Below are 18,670 nucleotides of genomic sequence, written 5' to 3'. Positions count from 1 at the left end.
TGGCCTCGTCAAGACCGGGGTTGTCCTGCGATCTGGCGGGGCCCACTCACAGCTCGACCCGCCGCCCGGTCTCAGCGGACTCCGCGATCGCGCCCAGTAGCCGGTGACGAGTGGCGGCGTGGGTGAAGCCCGGCACGGTCTTGGCGTCCCCGAGCAGGTTCTGGCGAACTCGGGCGTAGGCATGCGTGAGGGTGTGGATGGGAGATCGGGACAAGCTGGGGAAGTCGTCGTAGCCGTCGGGGAGCAACATGGGAGCCAGCGGCTGGGTCCCCCGCGACCCCCGAACCGAGACCGGCACGATGTGCGGGTGGTTGCTGGCCGTCGCCTCGAGCGTTCCCTCGGTGCCGTCGATGCGCAGCCAGAACGCCGAGCCCGCGGCGATGCCGCCGCGCTGGTGGGCCGAGAGCACGGCTCCACTGGCCAGCGTGCCTGAGATGGCGATCTGGTCCTCGGACGTCATGGGTACGTAGGTCCCCGTCCGTCCGAGCGGCACTTGGGGATGGCGTGTAGCCGTCGTCGCCACAACATCTCGCAACTCGCCGACCACCATGAGGACGGGGTCGATGGCATGGCCGAATGCGATGCCCATCATGCCAGCGCCCGACCTCTTGTCGAGGGTGTAGAGCGTGCCCTCGTCAGTGGGCGACCCCCACTCCTGCGCCGATGAGTTGAGGGTCGCGGAGATGACGTCGCCCACGAATCCCTCGCGCACCAGGTCGGCGAGCCACCGGAATGAGGGCGAGGACTGCCCCTGCAGTCCGACGAACGTCTGGAGCTGCCCGGCTGCACGGGCCATCTCCTCTGCTTCGCGGTGATCCACCGCAAGTGGCCACTCGCAGAACACCGGCTTCCCCGCGGCCAGCGCTGGCAGGACGAGTTCGCGGTGTCTGGGCGTCTTTACGGTGACTACGACGAGATCGACGTCCTTGGCGTTGGCCAGTTCCTCGGCTGACGTGAACCACGGTGCTCGGTGGCGCTCGGTCGCGGCGCGAGCCGTGCTCTCGGAGCTGGCGACGAGGCCTCGGAGCTCGAAGCCGCCTGCGGCCGACATGGCCGGAAGATGCGCGCCGGCTCCCCACCCACCTCTAGCACTGAGGCCGACGACGCCCACGCCAATGGGACGGGAGAGCCGTTGGGGGTTGGTGGCCTGCTGGGGTCCGTCAGTCGTGGGCGGGCGTGGTTCCTTGGTCGTCATCGCGGCTCCTCGCGTCCGGATCGTCCTTGATGGGCGATGTGCGGCCGACCTTCGGCGCACGGTCGACCAGAACTGACCGCCGGAGGGTTGTATTCCGATCGGTACAAAAATGGCCCGCGTGAAGCAGGCAACACCCCCTGTCGAGGGGGCGGCTTGCCCGGGCCTCGACGCACGTCGGCCCCCGCTGCCAATTGGTGCTGGCAGCGGGGGCCGTGGCTGTCTAGGTGGTGACGCCCGAGTCAGGGGCGCCAGTGAAGCATGGTCTGCTCGACGACCCCGGCAAGCTCGTCCGCAGGGACGTCGCCGGCGGCCTGCACGGCCACCCCGAACGACAACGTGATGACGTACCGAGCCAGCCTGGCCGGATCGACGTCGCCGTCGAGGTCGCCCTCCTCCACGGCTCGCCGAAAGCGGACCTCCAAGAGCGCGCGCGCTCCGTCCCGCCACTCGGCAAGCAGGTCGTGGATCCCCCGTCCTTCGTCGCTGGCGGCAAGAGCGCCCTGCACCCCCAGGCAGCCGTGCGGCGACAGAGCCTTCGTCGTCGCATCGACGGCGCCGAGGAGGAACGCCTCCACGACCTCCTTGGCCGTGGACTTCTCGACCGCCCTGGCGGCATAGGATCCGGGACCCTCCGTGTAGCGCTCCAAGGCACTTCGGAAGAGCTTCTCCTTGTTCCCGAAGGCCGCGTAGAGGCTCGGTTTGTTGATCCCCATCGCGAGCGTCAGATCAGTGAGGCTGGTGGCCTCATATCCTTGGCGCCAGAAGACCTCGACGGCACGGTCGAGCGCCTGATTCACGTCGAACTCCCTCGGCCGGCCGAGCGCGGCCCCCGCTGCCGTTCCCATGCGGCCATGGTACTAGATATGTACCAAGCCGGACATTAGTGCGGATTCAACATAAGGGTGTGTAGCGATAGGTCCGGCGGCCAGCCCTGTACCGCCCCAGAGGAACGCGTAGGCTCACAAGCCCCGGCGAGTGTCCGGAGTCGCGGTCGTACTTCTGAACCCGGCAGGATTCGGGTGCCACCATGTATGTCCGACCGAGCGCGATCAGCTGGAGCAGTTGAGCATGGCTCTCGATCTCGGGGCCCGGCCCGGCCTGGTAGCGGCCGTCGGGATCGGGCCACCTCGGGGCGGGCAGGTCGGCGGACTCGCTGAGGTCGCGGAGCTCCAGGCTGCTGTGCGATGATCCAGCCGACGCGGTGCCGCCGCATGCTCAGCAGCCGACCTTGGAAGTGGGGCGGGCGTTACGAGGGCTCTCCGTACGTCAACAACCCACTGCCACCAGGCCCTCATGGCCGGGTACGCCTTCTAGGCGGTGAAGCCGCCGTCCACGTTCCAGTTCGCGCCGGTTACGTACTTGGACTCGCTGCTGCACAGGAAGCTGACGACGGCGGCGACATCGGCGGGCTGGCCATACTCGCCGAGTGCGATGAAGCTCCGCGCTTTGTCGGCGTGGGCTCCGATCTCCGGGTTCATCTCCGTCGCGACCGGTCCGGGCTGCACGTTGTTGACCGTGATCCCGCGCGGTCCGAGCTCGCGGGCGAGGGCTCGCGTCAAGGCAGCGATCGCGCCCTTCGTCATCGCGTACGCCGACAGCCCATCCTGCTGGACGCGATCGGCGTTGATGCTCCCCACATTGATGATTCGCGACCCGGCACCGAGGTGCGGGACGGCGTTCTGGACGTACCAGAACGGTCCGGCCACGTTGACCGCGACGAGTCGGTCGAACTGGTCGCGCGGGTAGGAGTCGACCGGAGCGATGTGGGTGACGGCGGCGTTGTTCACCAAGACGTCGAGTCCGCCCAAGGAGTCGACGGCCGTTCGGACGGCCGCGGCCACTGCGTCGGGATCGCCGCTGTCTGCCCGAATCGGCACCACGGTCATGCCCCGGTCGCGGTGATCCGTGACCAACTCGTCGACCTCGGGCGTGTCGGTCGTGTAGGTGAAGGCGACCGCGGCGCCGTCGTGAGCGAGGCGGCGCACGATCGCGGCGCCGATGCCGCGTGAGCCGCCGGTGACCAGGACGCGTCGGTGAAGCAGACCAGATGCTGAGTTGGTTGTCATGGCAATTCCTAGCGGTGTGGTACGGGATGTTCCGCGGGGCGGGAGTCACCGGCGGTCGGTTCCTCTGCAGGATCCGACCATAGGGCGAGTCAGTTCGCTGTCCCCGAGATTCTGGACACCGGAACGTAAGTGGTGGAGGTCGGAACCTGTGATGGAGGCCGATTCGTTTGACGCGAGGCCCGACACCTTTCGATGGGGTGTGTCGATCGTGACCGGTGTCGCGGCGACCGGTCCGGTTGGCTTCACGTGCCAGACCCTCTACTCGGTCGAACCAGGGGCCCCGTCCCTGGTGATGGTCGGCTCGTCGGCAGCTGCGGTGGGCCATCGGTGTTCTGTGGAGCAGAACGCGTGTGGATCGGGGTTCCGGGCTGATGGATCGTTGGTGCGACACCCAAGGCCGATCCCTGAGATGAGGTGGTGCAAGTGAGCACGCAAGTTCGTGAGAGTTACGCATCGATGTGTGACGAGACCACGGATCAGGCGATCCCATTCGCCCAGCATCGCGAGTTGCCCTCGACCCGCGCGGAGCTTCCCCCGGGAACCATCCTCGCGTCGGCCGACAGCCACCTCCTCGAGCCCGCCGACTGGACGGATCGGATGCCCGCGAAGTTCCGGGACCGCGCTCCGCGCGCCTGGGTCGATTCCGATGAGTTGATGCGCTACTCCTACGACGGCGCGGAGGTGATCGATCCCTTCGGCGCCTGCGTGTCGACTGGGCGTGAGGGCATTCACGACCTGTCTGCGCGCATCGCGGACATGGATGCCGAGGGCATCGACAAGGACCTGCTGTTCCCACAGTGGTCGTTCGCCATCCTGGCTGGAGTGAGCGAGGCTCACAAGGACGCGCCGGGTCGGAACCCGGAGTACGCCATGGCGTACATCCGGGCGTACAACAAGTACGTCGCCGAGACCTGCGCCCACTACCCCGACCGCCTCTACGGTCTCGGCATCCTCAACTTCTGGGACTCCGAGACGGCCGCTGAGAACATCGCGGAGATCAAGGAGCTCGGGCTCAAGGGACTCGTCATGCCCACGAACCCGCCGTCGGTCAAGTACAACGAGGCCAGGCTCGAGCCCCTGTGGACGGCGATCGAGGAGAGCGGCCTGCCATTGAGCTTCCATGTCGGCGAGAGGGTCGACATGAGCGGTGCCGGCACCCTCGGCACGGCGCTCATGCAGAACTTCCATCCCTATCGGCGCCTGTGGTCCCTCCTGACCTTCTCCGGCATCCTCGAGAGGCATCCCGAACTGAAGGTCGTGTTCACCGAGGGGCAGCTTCACTGGATCCCGGGCGCTCTCCAGGACGCGGACCAGTTCTACGAGAGTTTCGGGTCGCTGCTGGAGCCGAAGCTCGCTCACACTCCGAGTCACTACTGGTTCCAGAACTGCTACGCCACCTTCCAGGAGGACGAGGTCGGCCTTGGCATGCTGTCCCAGATCGGAGCCGATCGCGTCATGTGGTCGACCGACTACCCGCACAGCGAATCTGTCGTCGGACGATGCCAGGACGCGGCGAAGGCCGTCGCGACGATGGCCTCCGCCGAGGACACTCGGGCGATCCTCGGTGGCACCACTATGCGGCTGTGGGACATGGCTGACTGATCTTGGTGATCGCGGCGGCCGGTGCATCGGCCGCCTGCGGTGCCGTATGACCGGCGTCCGTCCCCAGATCGTGTTGGCTGACACCCCCGTTCGGAGAACAGCATGAGTCATTTACAGGAGCGCGTCGCCCTGATCACGGGCGGCGCGAGCGGGATCGGCAAGGGCATCGTGGAGCGCTTTGCACGCGAAGGTGCGCGCATCGTCGTGACCGATGTCGATGTCGCGCGGGGCGTGGACGTGGCGTCGTCGGTCGACGGCATTTTCGTTCGCTGCGACGTGACGGTTGAGAGTGATATCTCGGCCTCGGTGGCAGCAGCCCTTGATCACTTCGGCCGCCTGGACTGCTATGTCGCGAATGCCGGCTTCGCCTTTGCGGAGGGTCCGATCACCGATCTGGAGAACGAGCTGTTCGAGAAGGACTTGTCGCTGCTCGTCAGGGGCGTCGCCTTCGCGATGAAGCACGCTATCGGCGTCATGCGGGACCAGGGCGGCGGCTCCTTCATCACGACGTCATCGGTGTCAGCCTTGTCGGCGGGCATGGGCCCCCACATCTACTCGGCGTGCAAGGCGGCTGTGAATTCTCTGACGCGGACGGTCGCGTACGAGGAAGGAGTGCACGGGATCAGGGTCAACTGCGTGTGTCCCGGCAGCATTGCAACAGCCTTCCCGGCGAAAAGGGTCGGTATCGATGGCGACGAGGAGCGTATGCGTCGGCTCGATGACGCGATCGCTGCGGCCTGGACCCCGGTAATTCCGCTGGGCCGGCGTGGCACGTCGGCCGACATCGCGAACGCCGTCGCCTGGCTGGCGTCCGATGATGCTGGCTACGTCACCGGCCAGGAGATCGTGGTGGACGGCGGCATGATCCTTGGGAGGACGCTGCCCGACGTCCCCGACGTCTGAGAGCGTCCGCCGTAGTCGACGCGTCGGCAGGGTTGCCGGCAGTCGTGGCACCACTGGTTGCCGAGTTGGCGGGTGCCGCAGTCGGCGCATTCGTAGACGGTGACCGCGCCGTGGATCGCGGACGTCGTCCTTGAACCCCGGCGTCCACCCACGCCTTGGCCACCGTCGGGGTATGCGCGACGACCCGATCGAGCAGCCGGACCCCGATCTGGTTGTCGGTGGCCGAGGCCGCCATCACCACCACCGCGATGATCAGCCCGAGCGTATCCACGGCCAGACCCCGTTTGCGGCTCGGTACTCGTTTCGCGGCGTCTTTACCGGTGGTGTTCGCTGGGATGTGGTTGGCCGCGCGGATCGACTGGGTGTCCAGCACGACCGCGGTCGGATCCTCGGCCCGGCCGGCCTGTTCCCGAGCTTGGCGGCGCAGCAGGTCGTGGATCGTCTGGTCGGTGCCGTCGTCACGCCACAACGCGAAGTAGTAGTAGGTCGCGGATTTCGGCGGCAGGTACGCCCACTGACAGCCGGTCCGGTTCTGGTAGAAGATCGAGTTCACGATCTCCCGCAACGCGTAGCGGCCCTGATGCCCCGACACCGACGGATGCCGAGCCTTCCACGCATCCAGGAACGGGCCGATCACCGCCCACTGCTCATCGCTCAGATCGCTCGGATACCGCTTCCGCTCGCCCACGACCAGCCCAACGTGCACTCCCACCGGCCCGACATCGGCGCAGCCCGAACATCACAACATCCAGCGATGACAAACTCCGAAAACCTCACAAACGTCCATGTTCCGGTGTGCAGAACGCTCCTTGTGGGCCCCGTCACTCTGGTCCCAGGATCGAAAAATGGCCTCAGCGGCGGGCAGCCTCGGCGCTCACCTCGCATCCATGGGCCCATGAACAACCGAGGAGACAAGAATGAACGTCAAGGGCCGCACAATCAACGCCAAGGCTCTCGCGCTCGTGGTGAGCGCCGCTGTGCTCACCGTGACCGCTGCCTGCGGAGCGGCGGAGAAGACCTCTGATGCGGGGTCCGAGGCGTCGGCAGAGTTCGTGAAGACCATCGACGACTACGTCGCGAAGATGAAGGAGGGAGTCGTCGTCCCGCCGCCGACCGAGGGCCCCACGGCGGTTCCCGGCAAGAAGATCGCCATCGTCACGATCACCCAGACCGATCCAGGTGCGAACTCGGCCCTCCAGGGTCTACAGGAGGGCGCCGAGGCGATCGGCTGGAAGCAGACGACCTACAACGCCAACGGCAACCAAGCTGACGCCAACCGCTTCATGCAGCAGGCCATCACGACGAAGCCGGACGCGATCGTCGTACTCGGCCTCAACAACACGCAAACGGGCAGCGGCCTGGCCGCAGCCAAGAAGGCCAACATCCCGGTCGCCTGCCTTGCCTGTTGGGACGAGAACGACCCTGACGCGCTGGGGACCTACGTCACCGTCGACCCGGGCCGGGAAGCCTTCGCTAAACTCGGCTACGGCGATGCGGCCTATGCGTTCCAGGCGACTGATGGCAACCCTCGGTTCCTGACGTTCAACGACCCGTCGTTGTCCAACCTCGCTGCGCGACAGGAAGGCTTCGACCGGTTCCTGAGCGAGTGCAAGGAGGCTGGTGGCAGCTGCGAGGTGGTCGCTGAGAAGAAGTTCCAGGTCGCTGAGACGACGACGGCCCTCCCCGGCCAGGCCGCCGCGTTGGCCCGTGCCAACCCGGACTTCAATGTTGTTTGGGCGAGTTTCGACAGCGCCGGCATCTACGTGATGAACGGTCTCCGCCAGGCGGCAGCGTCCGATGACGACGCCTTCATGGTCGCGGCTAACGGCGACCCCGAAGCCTTGGACATCCTCAAGCAGGGCAGTTTCCTGAAGATGACGATGGCCTTCTCGTCCACTTGGTCAGGCTGGTCGTTGATCGACAACTTGAACCGCCACTTCTCGGGGGAGCCAGTGGTCGAGCAGGTTCCCCCGTTCCGCATCTTCGATGACACCAACATCGACGAGGCAGCGACCTGGGATGGCGGGGCGGACTACCGGGCCGACTTCAAGAAGATTTGGGTCCGATGATGACCAGGCTTGAGGCCGCCGGCCCGACGCTTCTGCCTGGCTCTGAGTCGCCCGCTGCCCTGGCGGTGGCGGGGTTGACCAAGGCGTTCGTCGGTCGGGTGGTCCTGGACAACTTCGATATCAAGGTCAAGAGGGGCGAGATCCACGCTCTACTGGGACAGAACGGCAGCGGCAAGTCGACGTTCATCAAGTGTCTTGCCGGCGTGTATCGCGCAGATGCCGGTTCGATCTCGGTGGCGGGCATGGCGCTCCCCAAGGCGTTCCCGCCGAACGCCGCAAGGAAGTTCGGGCTTGGGTTCGTGCATCAGGACCTCGGCCTTGCGCTCGACATGACGATCGCTGACAACTTGGGGCTCGTTCGCGGCTTCCACACCGCCGGGCCGTTCGTCCGTCAACGCGAACAGGCTCGGTCGGCTCGCGAGATTCTGGACTTCGTTGGTGTCAAGGCAACGCCCCAGACGCTCGTGCGTGACTTGCCCGTAACGGCCCGAACTCTGCTTGCGATCGGTCGAGCCGTGGACCTGCAGGACTCCAGCAACCTGAACTGCCTCGTCCTCGATGAGCCGACGGCATCGCTGCCCGACACGGATGCCCATCTCCTCTTCGACGCCGTCCGCCAACTGTCCAGTCTCGGCGTTGCGGTCATCTATGTCTCACACCGGCTCGAGGAGATCGAGAGGCTCGCGGATAACGTCACCGTTCTGAGGGACGGCCGCAAGATCGCGACCCACCAGGTTGCGAATACGACGCGGGCCCAACTCGTGGAGGAGATTCTCGGCGAGACGAGCGGTGGACCTCGCGGTAGGACGGCCACCACCCGAGCTCTCGATCTCATAGCTCCACCTGAGAAACGCGCACTTCGCGCCGAGAACATCAGCGGTGTGAGGGTTGCAAACGTGTCTTTCGCCGTTGAACCGGGTGAGATCGTCGGTGTTGCCGGGCTGGCTGGCAGCGGTCGGAGCGAACTGTGCAGGCTGTTGTTCGGAGCCCAGCGATTGACAGGAGGTCGAGTGTGGATCGGTGACACCCCAGTCGAGGACCCGACTCCAGCGAAGTCGATCCGCGCCGGGGTGGCGTACATCCCGGAAGATCGGCGGGGGCAGGCCTGCCTCATGACCATGACAGTCCGAGAGAACATCATGCTACTGCGCTCACCGATCCGCCGCGGTCTCATCGACCGTCGACGAGATCGCCAGGTCGCCTCGGACGCGATCGACCAGTTCGACGTGAGACCCCGTGACCCCGAAGCGCTCGTCGCTTCACTCTCGGGTGGAAACCAGCAGAAGGTGATGCTTGCCAAGTGGTTCGGGCTGCAGCCCTCAGTGATCGTCCTGGACGAGCCTGTCCAGGGCGTCGACGTCGGCGCCAAAGCTCAGGTCTTCGAATACCTGCGAGCAGCGGCTTCGGCGGGTGCCGCCGTCCTCGTTGTCGACAGCGATTTCGACAACCTGACCGACGTATGCGATCGCGTGCTCATCATCCGGCAGGGCGAGCTTGTCGGAGAAGTGGACGGCGACTCGATTGACACATCTGAAATCACCCGCGCCACATTCGGCGTGAGCGCAGTGGCCGACCACGTTGCAGCAGCCAACTGCAGGACGGGGTACAGCAATGTCTGAGCACGGCATGACGTCGGACGACGTCCAGATCAACGGTCCGTCTCAAGAATCCTCGACACCGCCGCCGGCGGTTCCGACTTCCCGACGCCCGTCGAGGAACGAGGTTGCGCAATGGGCTAGGTTCGCGCTTCCTGCACTTCTCGTGGTGCTGATTGTCGTGTTCTCGATCCTTGCTCCCCAGACGTTCGCCACGTTCGGCAACGCGACGACCATCCTCTCCACTCAATCTGTCCTGGCGCTCCTGGCACTGAGCGCCCTCTGCACCTTGGTGGTGGGGCAGTTCGATCTGTCGCTCGGTGCTCAGCTCGGGCTTGCGCAGGTGATCCTCCCTGGTGTGCTGAGTCGGCAAGAGGTCGACCTCGTGGTAGGTATCCTGGTCGCGGTCGCATGCACGACTCTGGTGGGCCTGCTCAACGGACTCCTCGTGGCGAAGTTGAAGCTGGACTCGTTCATCGTCACGCTCGGAGTGGCAACGATTCTCTCGGCGGTTGTGCTGTGGTATACGGATTCTCAGACCATCTTCCAGAATGTTCCCGCGTCGCTTGTCGAGATCTCCACGACCGAGCTCTGGGGAATCCCCATGCCGATCATCTACCTCGCCATCCTCACGGTCATCGTGTGGCTGGTGCTAGAGAGGACAGCATTCGGCCGGAGGATGGAAGCTGTTGGCGGTAGTCAGAACGCGGCTCGCTTGTCAGGGATCGATACGGACCGTGTCACCGTCATCGCGTTCATGATGGGCGGCGCTCTCGCCGGTATGGCGGGGGTGCTGCAGTCCAGCCAGGTCGGGAGTGGCAACCCGGCGCTCGGTCCGGAGTTCCTGCTGCCGGCCTTCGCCGCCGCGTTCCTCGGCGCAACGAGCTTCCGCGTCGGTCGGTTCAACGTTTGGGGGACGATCATCGCGGTTCTGACGGTCGCCACCGGGGTAGCCGGTCTGAACCTGCTCGGGGTCCCGCAGTGGGTCAACCCACTCTTCAATGGTACCGCGCTCCTCGTTGCGGTGACGGCAACCAGGTTCCTCCGGGGGGCCGGCACGACGACGTGAACGGGCACTAGAGCTGCGGCGTCCCGCATATCATCGAGCCTATGCAGCCGCGTCATCCGTCAGTCGTGGGGGCCGCGGATCATGTGCTGTCCCTGTTGGAGATACTGAGGCGCGACGGGGCGTTCACGATCACCGCGGCCGCGCGAGAAATTGGCGTCGTTCCTTCGACGGTGCACCGGCTAGCGCAGACGATGGTCTACCGCGGGTTTGCGGTCCGGCGCCTGGATCACACCTACGGGCCCGGGCCAGCTCTACCTCAGTTACCGGAGGCGAAGCACTGGAGTGACGACGTGGCCTACTGGGGGCCCGTTCTCACCGGTGCCGCGCAGATCACGAACGAGACGGCGCACCTCATCGCCCTCGAAGGTGCCAGCGCGGTCTTCCTGGACAGCATCGTGTCGTGGCAAGCGCTGACTGTGGGCTCACGCATCGGAGCGCGGTTGCCCGCCGAACGCAACTCGGGAGGGAAGGTGCTGCTCGCCCACGAGTCGGACGACGCCGTGCGCGCGATCTTCGCCGACCGCTCCGACGTTGATGTCGAAGCGCTGCTCCGCCAGCTTGCTGCCGTACGTCGTGACGGATTCGCCGTGACCGTCGCCGAGAGCGAACGCGGCATTACGGCGATGGCATTGCCGGCTCGACGGGCGCAGCGACCTGGGGTGGCCATTGCCGTCTCCGGCCCTTCGCTTCGCTTCGGCCGGAGGCAGGCGCTCGCCGCACTGCCGCGACTGAGAAGCCTCATCGACGAGCGGACCTAGCCGCGTTCTGCACTGCGCACTGAGCACGGCAGGCTCGGTACTGCGCTCTTAGCGTTCTGGTGTGTCCACCTCGTTCACGGCCGGAGTCCGGATGGGCGGCGGTTCGACCTGGGTGCGAACGTCGTCGGCACCGCGGTCGGCGTTCTCCTCCTGTGCCGGGGACGGTCGGTCCTCGTCGCCGTGGTGGCTGCTGTCGTCGTGACGGCGGCCCTGCGATCTGTGGGGTGACAGGGTTCTGGAACGCGGAACGCGGCTTCGTCGAGAGGGCCGGGCGCTTAGAGTGCTGACGAAAGTGTGGTTTGTCCAACCCTTGAAGGCAGGCGCGTCCTTGCCGACAGTCCCCGTCGAGGAGGGCCGTGGAACACGAAGGGGCAGCCGAGGCCAGTCGGGTGGATCCCGCGGCGATGATGGAGCGCTTCTTCAATGCGGAGGTCAGGTACATCGAAGCCGGTGGGGCCGCGGCCGGAGCCGACTTCAGCGAGATGGCAGCGTGCTTCCACCCCGACGTCGTGATGCATCAGGGTCCGTCCGTGCCCTTTCCGGGCGACTGGGTGGGTTCTGATGAGTTGCAGCGGTTCTTCGCACTGTTGTCGGAGACCTGGAGCGACATGGCCATCTTGGATCGCACGAATTACGTGGGGGAAGAGGGTGTCGCGATCACCGTGCGCGCTGTGCTCACCTCTCGGGCTACCGGCCGGACAGTCGAGATGGACGCCAGCCACATCATCTTCATGAGCGAAGGGCTCATTCGTGATTGGACGGTCTTTTACGACGACCCAGTCAAGATCGGTGAGATCTGCCGCGCGTGAAGCACTGATTCGGCAATGCAGAGGCAAGCGCCGCGGGTCTCGCCGCACGGACCACCGGGGCTGGGTTCCCACGCTCCGGGGCGATGCGGGCGCAACTCCCTAACGAGAGGCTCCGAGTGCGGGTAGCCCTGATGGTCACGTGCATCAACGACGCGTTGTACCCGCGCACAGGTCAGGCCGTGGTGAGGCTACTGCGACGGCTCGGCGTCGACGTCGATTTCCCGGAGTCGCAGACCTGCTGCGCGCAGCCGATGGTCAACACCGGCTACCTCGACGAGGCGGTGCCCGTCGTGCGCAATTTCGTCGACTCCTTTGCCGGGTACGACGGTTGCTGGCGGGTGAGCGGTTCACCTCCGTCGCCGGCCCTCGCCGCTCTCCCGTCGCTGCGGGCGCGGCTGTGACGGAACCCCGCCCGGTCATGCCGGGCCGGGTTCCGTCGTCCCTCCGTGCCTTTGCGGTCAGCCGCGGTAGAGCGGGTTGCCCACCTCGACCTCGTTGATCTGCTCACCGGTGAGTACGTCGAACGCGCGCACCACCGTCCGGTCCGGGTAGACGGCCATGGTCAGCGCGCTCGGCGACTCGGGCCGGTCGGTCACCGAGTCCTCGTCCCACGGGTTATCCGGGCTCGGGCCGAACTCCATCGCCAGTGCCCCGGTGTTGATCGCGGTGAAGCCGTCCGGGTCACCACCGGTGGTGCGCACCCGCGCCGACCAGTCCCGGAGGTACGGCGACCAGTGGCTGTGCCCGCCCAGATAGATGACGTTGGGATAGCGGCCGATGATCTGTTCAAGCTGCTCGTCCCGCGGGCCGTTGCCGTAGAAGTCGCCGTACGTGCCGGAGACCGACCAGGCGAACGGGTAGTGCCCCATCACCACCACCTGCTTGCGCTGGGCCGACCAGTACGCCAGCCGCTGGGTCAGGAACGCCACCTGCGCGTCGCTGATGTCCTGCTGCTGCGGGTCGGTACCCGTGCCCTCCGCGCCGAGGACAATGATCGGCACCCCGCCCACGACCTTCTCGTAGTACGGCTTCGAGATCTTCGCGCCCCACTTGTTGGCGAACGCGACGAAGTTGTCGACCTGCTGCTTGCGGGTCAGCACCGTGCTACGCACGTCGTGGTTGCCGATCGCGGGTAGCAAGGGCGGCAGGTGCTTCTGAGCGGCGAAGATCGAGCTGACCTCGTTGTACTCCTGGATCTGCTGTTCCTGGTTGTTCTCCCTGGGCCCGCTGATCACGTCGCCGGCGAGCAGCATCGCCCCGGCGTTGGGGGCCTCGCGGTGCAGCAGGTCGAGGGCACCGTCCAGGTACGGCAGACCCTCGCCCTGGACGTCGCTGAACACCTGGAGCGTCGTCGCCTTCGCCTTGCCCGACAGTCGGGTGAGCGGGGCGCGGACCACCACGTCGTCGACGGCCCAGTAGAGCTGGGGCCGGTTGCTGGTGTAGCCGAAGCGGAAGACGGCGGTCTTCGCCCAGTTCGGCACCTCGACCTTGACGACCTCCTGGCCGGAGATCACGTCGCCGCCGTCGTTGGCGCTGATCCGGGCAGGCGAGTAGCGCAGGATCTCGGTCTCCGCCCCGCCGTCGAACGACACCGTCACCCGGCCGACGGCCTTGTGCGCCTGCCGGTAGTGCGAGGAGAAGACCAACTCGATCTCGCGCTGTCCGGAAACCGGCACGCCGGGGCTGGTCAGCGTGGTGCTGACCGGGTTGGCCGCGTCGACGGCCGCGCCCTTGGCGGCCGCGATGCCGTTGTCGACGGCCGCGATCACGCCGCGGGACCGGGAGAACTGGTTACGCTGGTCGAGGAAGCAGCGCGGGTCGAGCGGAGCGTCCTGCTCCGGGTCGCAGCCGACGCCGGCCGGCTTGGCAGCGGCGAACCACGCGTCGCGCTCGGCGAACCTCCAACCGCGCCACTCGGCGGCCGTGCCGTCGGTCTGGATCGTCCAAGCGGCACTGTTGGTGTCGAAGTCACCGCGCCAGATGGAGTGCTGGCCGGGCGTCGCCCGGCCACCGGACTGCGCGGACATGGTCTGTGCGGGGATGGTCTGTGCGGTTGCAGCGTCAACGGCCGGGATCAGGGCCACCAGCGTCATCGCGGCGGCGAGCAGGTAGCGGGTACGGGAGGTGCGAAGCGACACGTTGTTCTCCATGGAGCGGGAACTGATGGCCGCAGCCTGTCGGCGATAACCAGCCTTCGGGTGAACGCTGCGCTCCTGTTCGCCGTCGACGCGATGATGTTCGTTTGATGCAATTGGAACGTGATGTCCTCTTCGGGTGAATGCTGCGCTTCTGTTCGTCGTCGGCGCGATGATGTTCGTTTGACGCCATTAGAAACGTGATATCGGCTAGCTTGGCTGGATGCCCTGAACATTGGCGGCCTGACCAACGTGTTCGAGGTCGTACCACTACCCACGAAACCGACTCGTTGGCGGCCACCTCCGGGTGACAGGGCATTCGCGGCATCAGGGGCGCTCACGGTGACGCTGCGATATCGTCTGCGACATCGCAGGCTCATCGCAACATGCAGCTTGACCTGCACGAATGAACTTTCGGCAGGCGCACTGCTCGCATGGTGGCCGGTACCTCTGGCGTCGTTCAGTTCGGTTGCCGATCGGGCCCGGCCGATCCGCCAGGAGGGTCGGCTACCGGCCTGCCGGGGCTTGGTGAACGCCCGGTGGCGGATTCGTCACGAATGCGGTCAGCGCGAACTATGGGTGACCACTCCCTATCTCTCCAGGTGTGAAGAAATCGGCCCTGGCCTGGATAGGTCACCCGCTCACCGTCGCCTCCGTGTTCGGCCTGCTCTGCAACGACCACCTCTTCAAGGCGCTCTGGCCGGGAGTGGTGACCGGGAAGCTGAGCGACCTCGCCGGACTGGTCGTGGCTCCGCCGCTGCTCAACCTGGTGATCCGCGTCCCGTACCTGTCCTTACTGCTCACCGGGGTGCTCTTCACACTGGTGAAGACCACCGCCGTGGGGGCCGCCGCCGCCACCCAGGCCTGGACCCTGGTCTGGGGGCCCGCCGAGGTCCTGGCCGATCCCACCGACCTGCTCGCCCTGCCCGCGCTGGGCGTCGCCTGGTGGATCTGGAAGCACCCCGCTTCAAGGGCGGACCGGCTGGCCCGGGCCGTGGCCGTGGTCCCCATCACCGTGCTGGCCGTGGCCGCGACGGCAGCCCCGGAGGTCTTCCGGCCGTACAGCGCCTACTCGGTCGGCGTGATCGGCGAGTGGATCGTGGTCGCCACCCGCGGCGGCCTCAGCTACCACAACCCCGTGCCGGGCTTCGCCTCCCGCGACGGCGGAAGATCGTGGTACCGGCGCGAAGTCGTGAGGCCGCCCGCCACGAGGACGTCGGCTTGTGCGGTGGACCGGTGCTACCGGATCGTTCCCGGCCGGCTCAAGGTGGAGGAGTCCGCGAACGGCCAGTGGATGACGTCGTGGGAGATCTCGCCCAGCGACCAGGACCGGCTGACCCGGGCCTACCCGCCCGACCGGCCCGAGGACGCCGTGGCCGCCGAGTCGCTGGCGATTGCGGTTCAGTCGCGTCCCGGCGGGCACGTGGTGGTCGTCGCCAACGGCGCGGACGGGATAGCGCTGCGGGACGTCTCGGGTGCCTGGCGCCGGCTGGGCCGGACGGATTACGGGTTCGACGCCGAGAAGGCGGTGTCGCTGTCGGCGCCGGGGCGATACGACGACTCCGTCCCCGTGGCGGCGATGCTGGCGGCCCTGGCGGCCGGGCTGCTGACGCTCGCCTGTGGCGTGCGCCGGCTCGGCTTCGTCGCCGGCGCGATGATGCTGTGGGCCGGTGCCTGGCTGCTCATGCGGGAATCGGATCCGTACCTGCTGTTCGACGTGTATCCCCTCCTGGGCCTGGCCCTGCTGCCCAACGGGCTGGCCCTCATGATCGTGTCCAGCGTGCGGAGCCCGCCGTTTGGCCGAGGCCGGGTGTGGGTGATCGGCGTGACCACGGGCGTCGCCGTCTACTTCGCGATCATGATGCCGGTGTACGGGTGGAGTGTGGGCGTGCTGGAGGACTACTCTCGCGCCATCGGCCTGGCGATCGGTCAAGGGATCGCGACCGCCGCCACGGGTGTCCTGGTCATGCTCAAGACGCCAACTACCAGGGAGTTCCACTTTTGTACCGATGCGGCGCGCTGACGCTCCTCACCGAAATCACGCGTCCTCGAGCACCGGTTGCAGTGGCGCCCGACCGGCTGCCAAAGCCGCTGCTCACCCCCGGAGTTCGAGTTTCGGGCGGCGCAGGGTGATCAGAATGCCTGGTCCCAGTTCAGCTCGCCCTTGTCCACGGCCGGTCGCCAGCCTCGGATGGGCTTACCGGTCTCCAGCGATCGGGCCGTCGCTTTGAGCAGCGCGAGGTAGGACGGCCAGACCACGTCGCCTTCGTAGGTCAGGCCCGTTTCGTTGAAGTAGTCGCCGGTCTTTCCCGTACGGCTGTCGATGAACAGGTTGCCGCCGTCGTGAGCCGCGGCGAAGGGGATCAGGTGTCCGTCCCACCAACTGGTGTCAAGCTCCCCGGACGCCCCGTCGAGGACGATGCCGCAGAGCATCTTCCAGTCCGAGTGAATGTACTTGGCCGACATCAGCTCATAGAACGGGGCGGGGCCGAAGCCCCAAGAGCCGCCGCCGTCGTGACGGAGCAGAGAGGCGCGCAGGTCGTCGGGGAATCGCATCCCCATGGCCGCCTCGGCTTTGGCGATGGCCCGCTGAGTGGCAGGGCGTGCGAGCTTCTTATAGGTTGCGGGCGCCTTGCGGGCGAGCCACCGTTCGATACGCCGCCAGACCGCGTTGACCTGAGCGGCGACGTTCGGAGCGACCGGACGGATCGTGGGTGCGCGGTGGGCGGGACGGCAGCCGGTGGCCGCGATCTCCTCGGCGCTGGGCGGTTCGGGGGCCGGCTCTACGGTGGGCGTCGGGGTCGGGCGGGCCGGATCGTCTTCTCGAAGTAGCCCGTGCCGTCAGTCCTCAGGGCCGCGCTCGATGCACCAGGTCAGGTGATACGCAGACCGGACTCGACATGCATCCCGGGTCGCTGCGCTGGCACAGCAGCAGAAACCGGCCGATCCCGAACGAGCGCGATGGATGTCAACGAGGCGAATACGAGACCTGATCCTGCCTGATAAACGGCCTAGTCGTGCGATAGCACCGCAGGTCATTGCTCATTCGCCGTGCTGGAGCGGCGCCTCCCACCTGTCCCACCTGCGCACGTCCCGGCGTCGTGTCCCCTGCGCGGTAACCGGCTCCCTTGGATGGCGGTGAAAGATCTCGGCGCCATCGCCGCCTGATCCAGATGAACCACGTGATGCTCAAACCGCTCCCTATCCCGAATCTAGACATCAACCAGGCCGACCCGAATCCGCCGGTTGTCATAAACCAACCGCTTCCTATGGACGACCCAGCGCGACCGCTCCTCATTGGTCCGCGATGGCTTCCCATACGCGTCGTAGACAATGTTTGCGATCATCGCCCAGGATCTGCCCAGATCATGCCCACAAAAAGCCCAGCTCAGCGTATTGATCGTTTGTCCCTTATGGGCGGCTGGATCGGTCTTGGTTGGTGTCGGTGGAATCGGTGGCCGCCTGTGTGGGCCATCCGCCATGAACGATCATCTTCTCTGCTCCAGCCCTCCTGCCTGCCCACCCGTACGGGACGACTACGCCCCGTGCGACCACGAGGACGGCGCCGGAGCGACGCTCTCGGTGTGGCCGTGCGGCAAACCCCACGCTCGGCTGTGCAAACGGCTGTTCAGCTCCCGCCTGGCTGCTGGACCTGTGGGCCACAACAAGGGATGAAGCGGCACGAAACGGCACGGCTCTGCGCTGCGGGATCGGGCCAGCTGATTTTCCGCGACCATGCCGCTTACAAGATCGTGACACACGAGCACACCGCGAGCACACCGGAGGACAAATCGGGGTATTCGATCAGCTTAACGATCTCCGTTAGGATGGGCTCCAAATAAAGAAAGCCCACGTCACATGGGGTGACATGGGCCTTCTTTAGGGGCGCGCCGCCAGGGACTCGAACCCCGGACCCGCTGACTAAGAGTCAGCGGCCCTACGTGATCAACCGTCCGCAGGGCCGTCTGGGCGTCCCGTGTTGTGCCGTTTCGTCCCTGACTCCGCTGATTTTCATGCCGGTTCGTCCGCGCCCGTGCCGGATAGGTTCCCGACATCCGAGCACACTACGAGCGCACCGAACCCACCCGGCGTTGTCGTGATCTGTCACCGAACGTAAGGGGTGCAGCTTTCGCCGCGCCGCCGCCGATGGGGCGTGACAGACAGGGCTCTGGTGTTGGGGGACGGCCGGGACGCGGCCGGTGGGGGTAGGTCCATTTCCTGGCGACCAGCAGGCGATGCCAGCGCAGCAGCGTCGCCGGGGTGACCGGGAACACCACCTCCCAGTTGGCCCGAGGGATCAGCCGGGCCAGGGCTGAGAACCACAACCGGTCGGCGGGCTCGTAGCGGGGACGGAGCACCTGACGACGCAGCACGGTGTTCTCGTGCCGCAGCACCAGCAACTCGGCTTCATTAGACAGCTCGGAACGAACCAGCACGACGATCAACTCGAACATGCGCCGAATGATCAT

16 protein-coding genes are annotated in these 18,670 nt (G+C 66.3%); 9 read left to right on the top strand and 7 right to left on the bottom strand.

From position 1 onward, the window contains the following. Positions 1 to 46: 46 nt before the first annotated feature. The 3 genes from Amac_RS15945 to Amac_RS15935 form a co-directional block, all read right to left on the bottom strand. On the bottom strand, positions 47 to 1,195 hold the full coding sequence (locus tag Amac_RS15945; protein WP_155355161.1) for a Gfo/Idh/MocA family protein: 1,149 nt from the start codon (positions 1,193 to 1,195) through the stop codon (positions 47 to 49). A 239-nt stretch (positions 1,196 to 1,434) separates the two neighbouring features. After that, positions 1,435 to 2,040: a TetR/AcrR family transcriptional regulator gene (locus tag Amac_RS15940; protein ID WP_155355160.1), complete on the bottom strand. Its 606-nt coding sequence runs from the start codon at positions 2,038 to 2,040 to the stop codon at positions 1,435 to 1,437. 465 nt (positions 2,041 to 2,505) lie between these two features. Then, complete coding sequence (locus Amac_RS15935) at positions 2,506 to 3,261, bottom strand: SDR family NAD(P)-dependent oxidoreductase (protein WP_155355159.1); 756 nt, start codon at positions 3,259 to 3,261, stop codon at positions 2,506 to 2,508. Positions 3,262 to 3,684: 423 nt separating this feature from the next. On the opposite strand from Amac_RS15935, the gene Amac_RS15930 reads away from it, so the two are divergent. Together Amac_RS15930 and Amac_RS15925 are read left to right on the top strand one after the other, a co-directional pair. Continuing rightward, the gene (locus tag Amac_RS15930; protein ID WP_155355158.1) at positions 3,685 to 4,863 is read left to right on the top strand and encodes an amidohydrolase family protein; all 1,179 of its coding nucleotides are present in this window, start codon (positions 3,685 to 3,687) and stop codon (positions 4,861 to 4,863) included. 102 nt (positions 4,864 to 4,965) lie between these two features. Then, complete coding sequence (locus tag Amac_RS15925; protein ID WP_155355157.1) at positions 4,966 to 5,766, top strand: SDR family NAD(P)-dependent oxidoreductase; 801 nt, start codon at positions 4,966 to 4,968, stop codon at positions 5,764 to 5,766. Here Amac_RS15925 and Amac_RS15920 read toward each other — a convergent pair. Next, complete coding sequence (locus Amac_RS15920) at positions 5,693 to 6,478, bottom strand: transposase (RefSeq protein WP_218041110.1); 786 nt, start codon at positions 6,476 to 6,478, stop codon at positions 5,693 to 5,695. The genes Amac_RS15925 and Amac_RS15920 overlap by 74 nt on opposite strands. Positions 6,479 to 6,683: 205 nt before the next feature. Here Amac_RS15920 and Amac_RS15915 point away from each other — a divergent pair, with 205 nt between their 5' ends. The 6 genes from Amac_RS15915 (at position 6,684) to Amac_RS56165 (ending at position 12,467) form a co-directional block, all read left to right on the top strand. Next, the gene (locus Amac_RS15915; RefSeq protein ID WP_155355156.1) at positions 6,684 to 7,835 is read left to right on the top strand and encodes a sugar ABC transporter substrate-binding protein; all 1,152 of its coding nucleotides are present in this window, start codon (positions 6,684 to 6,686) and stop codon (positions 7,833 to 7,835) included. Beyond that, positions 7,832 to 9,454 carry a sugar ABC transporter ATP-binding protein gene (locus Amac_RS15910; RefSeq protein ID WP_155355155.1) on the top strand — a complete coding sequence of 541 codons (1,623 nt, stop codon included), beginning with the start codon at positions 7,832 to 7,834 and terminating at the stop codon, positions 9,452 to 9,454. Before Amac_RS15915 ends, Amac_RS15910 begins: the two co-directional genes overlap by 4 nt. A gap of 145 nt (positions 9,455 to 9,599) precedes the next feature. After that, complete coding sequence (locus tag Amac_RS15905) at positions 9,600 to 10,499, top strand: ABC transporter permease (protein ID WP_170322510.1); 900 nt, start codon at positions 9,600 to 9,602, stop codon at positions 10,497 to 10,499. Positions 10,500 to 10,540: 41 nt separating this feature from the next. Beyond that, positions 10,541 to 11,257 carry an IclR family transcriptional regulator gene (locus tag Amac_RS15900; protein WP_155355153.1) on the top strand — a complete coding sequence of 239 codons (717 nt, stop codon included), beginning with the start codon at positions 10,541 to 10,543 and terminating at the stop codon, positions 11,255 to 11,257. A 356-nt stretch (positions 11,258 to 11,613) separates the two neighbouring features. Further along, positions 11,614 to 12,066 (top strand): nuclear transport factor 2 family protein, encoded by a 453-nt coding sequence (locus tag Amac_RS15895; protein WP_155355152.1) that lies wholly within the window; start codon positions 11,614 to 11,616, stop codon positions 12,064 to 12,066. A gap of 83 nt (positions 12,067 to 12,149) precedes the next feature. Beyond that, positions 12,150 to 12,467, top strand: a complete 318-nt coding sequence (locus Amac_RS56165) for a heterodisulfide reductase-related iron-sulfur binding cluster (RefSeq protein WP_307729727.1) — start codon at positions 12,150 to 12,152, stop codon at positions 12,465 to 12,467. 57 nt (positions 12,468 to 12,524) lie between these two features. Here Amac_RS56165 and Amac_RS15885 read toward each other — a convergent pair whose 3' ends face one another. Beyond that, positions 12,525 to 14,204 (bottom strand): metallophosphoesterase family protein, encoded by a 1,680-nt coding sequence (locus tag Amac_RS15885; protein ID WP_170322509.1) that lies wholly within the window; start codon positions 14,202 to 14,204, stop codon positions 12,525 to 12,527. A 601-nt stretch (positions 14,205 to 14,805) separates the two neighbouring features. Here Amac_RS15885 and Amac_RS15880 point away from each other — a divergent pair. Continuing rightward, entirely contained in the window at positions 14,806 to 16,224 is a 1,419-nt protein-coding gene (locus tag Amac_RS15880) for a hypothetical protein (RefSeq protein WP_155355150.1), read from the top strand. 110 nt (positions 16,225 to 16,334) lie between these two features. Here the strand turns inward: Amac_RS15880 and Amac_RS15875 are convergent, their stop codons facing one another. Beyond that, complete coding sequence (locus Amac_RS15875) at positions 16,335 to 16,856, bottom strand: SMI1/KNR4 family protein (RefSeq protein WP_281356298.1); 522 nt, start codon at positions 16,854 to 16,856, stop codon at positions 16,335 to 16,337. A gap of 1,409 nt (positions 16,857 to 18,265) precedes the next feature. Next, positions 18,266 to 18,655, bottom strand: a complete 390-nt coding sequence (locus tag Amac_RS15870) for a hypothetical protein (RefSeq protein WP_155355148.1) — start codon at positions 18,653 to 18,655, stop codon at positions 18,266 to 18,268. Positions 18,656 to 18,670 lie beyond the last annotated feature (15 nt).

The organism is Acrocarpospora macrocephala, assembly GCF_009687865.1.
In the GTDB taxonomy this organism is placed as follows: Bacteria; Actinomycetota; Actinomycetes; order Streptosporangiales; family Streptosporangiaceae; genus Acrocarpospora; species Acrocarpospora macrocephala.
The sequence above is the reverse complement of the archived record's forward strand: the minus strand, read 5'-3'. Positions and strand labels throughout refer to the sequence as shown.

Coding starts and splice junctions, on each gene's coding strand:
- Amac_RS56165 (WP_307729727.1), top strand. CDS start 12,150: ATGCGGGCGCAACTCCCTAACGAGAGGCTCCGAGTGCGGGTAGCCCTG.
- Amac_RS15910 (WP_155355155.1), top strand. CDS start 7,832: ATGATGACCAGGCTTGAGGCCGCCGGCCCGACGCTTCTGCCTGGCTCT.
- Amac_RS15915 (WP_155355156.1), top strand. CDS start 6,684: ATGAACGTCAAGGGCCGCACAATCAACGCCAAGGCTCTCGCGCTCGTG.
- Amac_RS15935 (WP_155355159.1), bottom strand. CDS start 3,261: ATGACAACCAACTCAGCATCTGGTCTGCTTCACCGACGCGTCCTGGTC.
- Amac_RS15925 (WP_155355157.1), top strand. CDS start 4,966: ATGAGTCATTTACAGGAGCGCGTCGCCCTGATCACGGGCGGCGCGAGC.
- Amac_RS15900 (WP_155355153.1), top strand. CDS start 10,541: ATGCAGCCGCGTCATCCGTCAGTCGTGGGGGCCGCGGATCATGTGCTG.
- Amac_RS15945 (WP_155355161.1), bottom strand. CDS start 1,195: ATGACGACCAAGGAACCACGCCCGCCCACGACTGACGGACCCCAGCAG.
- Amac_RS15940 (WP_155355160.1), bottom strand. CDS start 2,040: ATGGGAACGGCAGCGGGGGCCGCGCTCGGCCGGCCGAGGGAGTTCGAC.
- Amac_RS15870 (WP_155355148.1), bottom strand. CDS start 18,655: ATGTTCGAGTTGATCGTCGTGCTGGTTCGTTCCGAGCTGTCTAATGAA.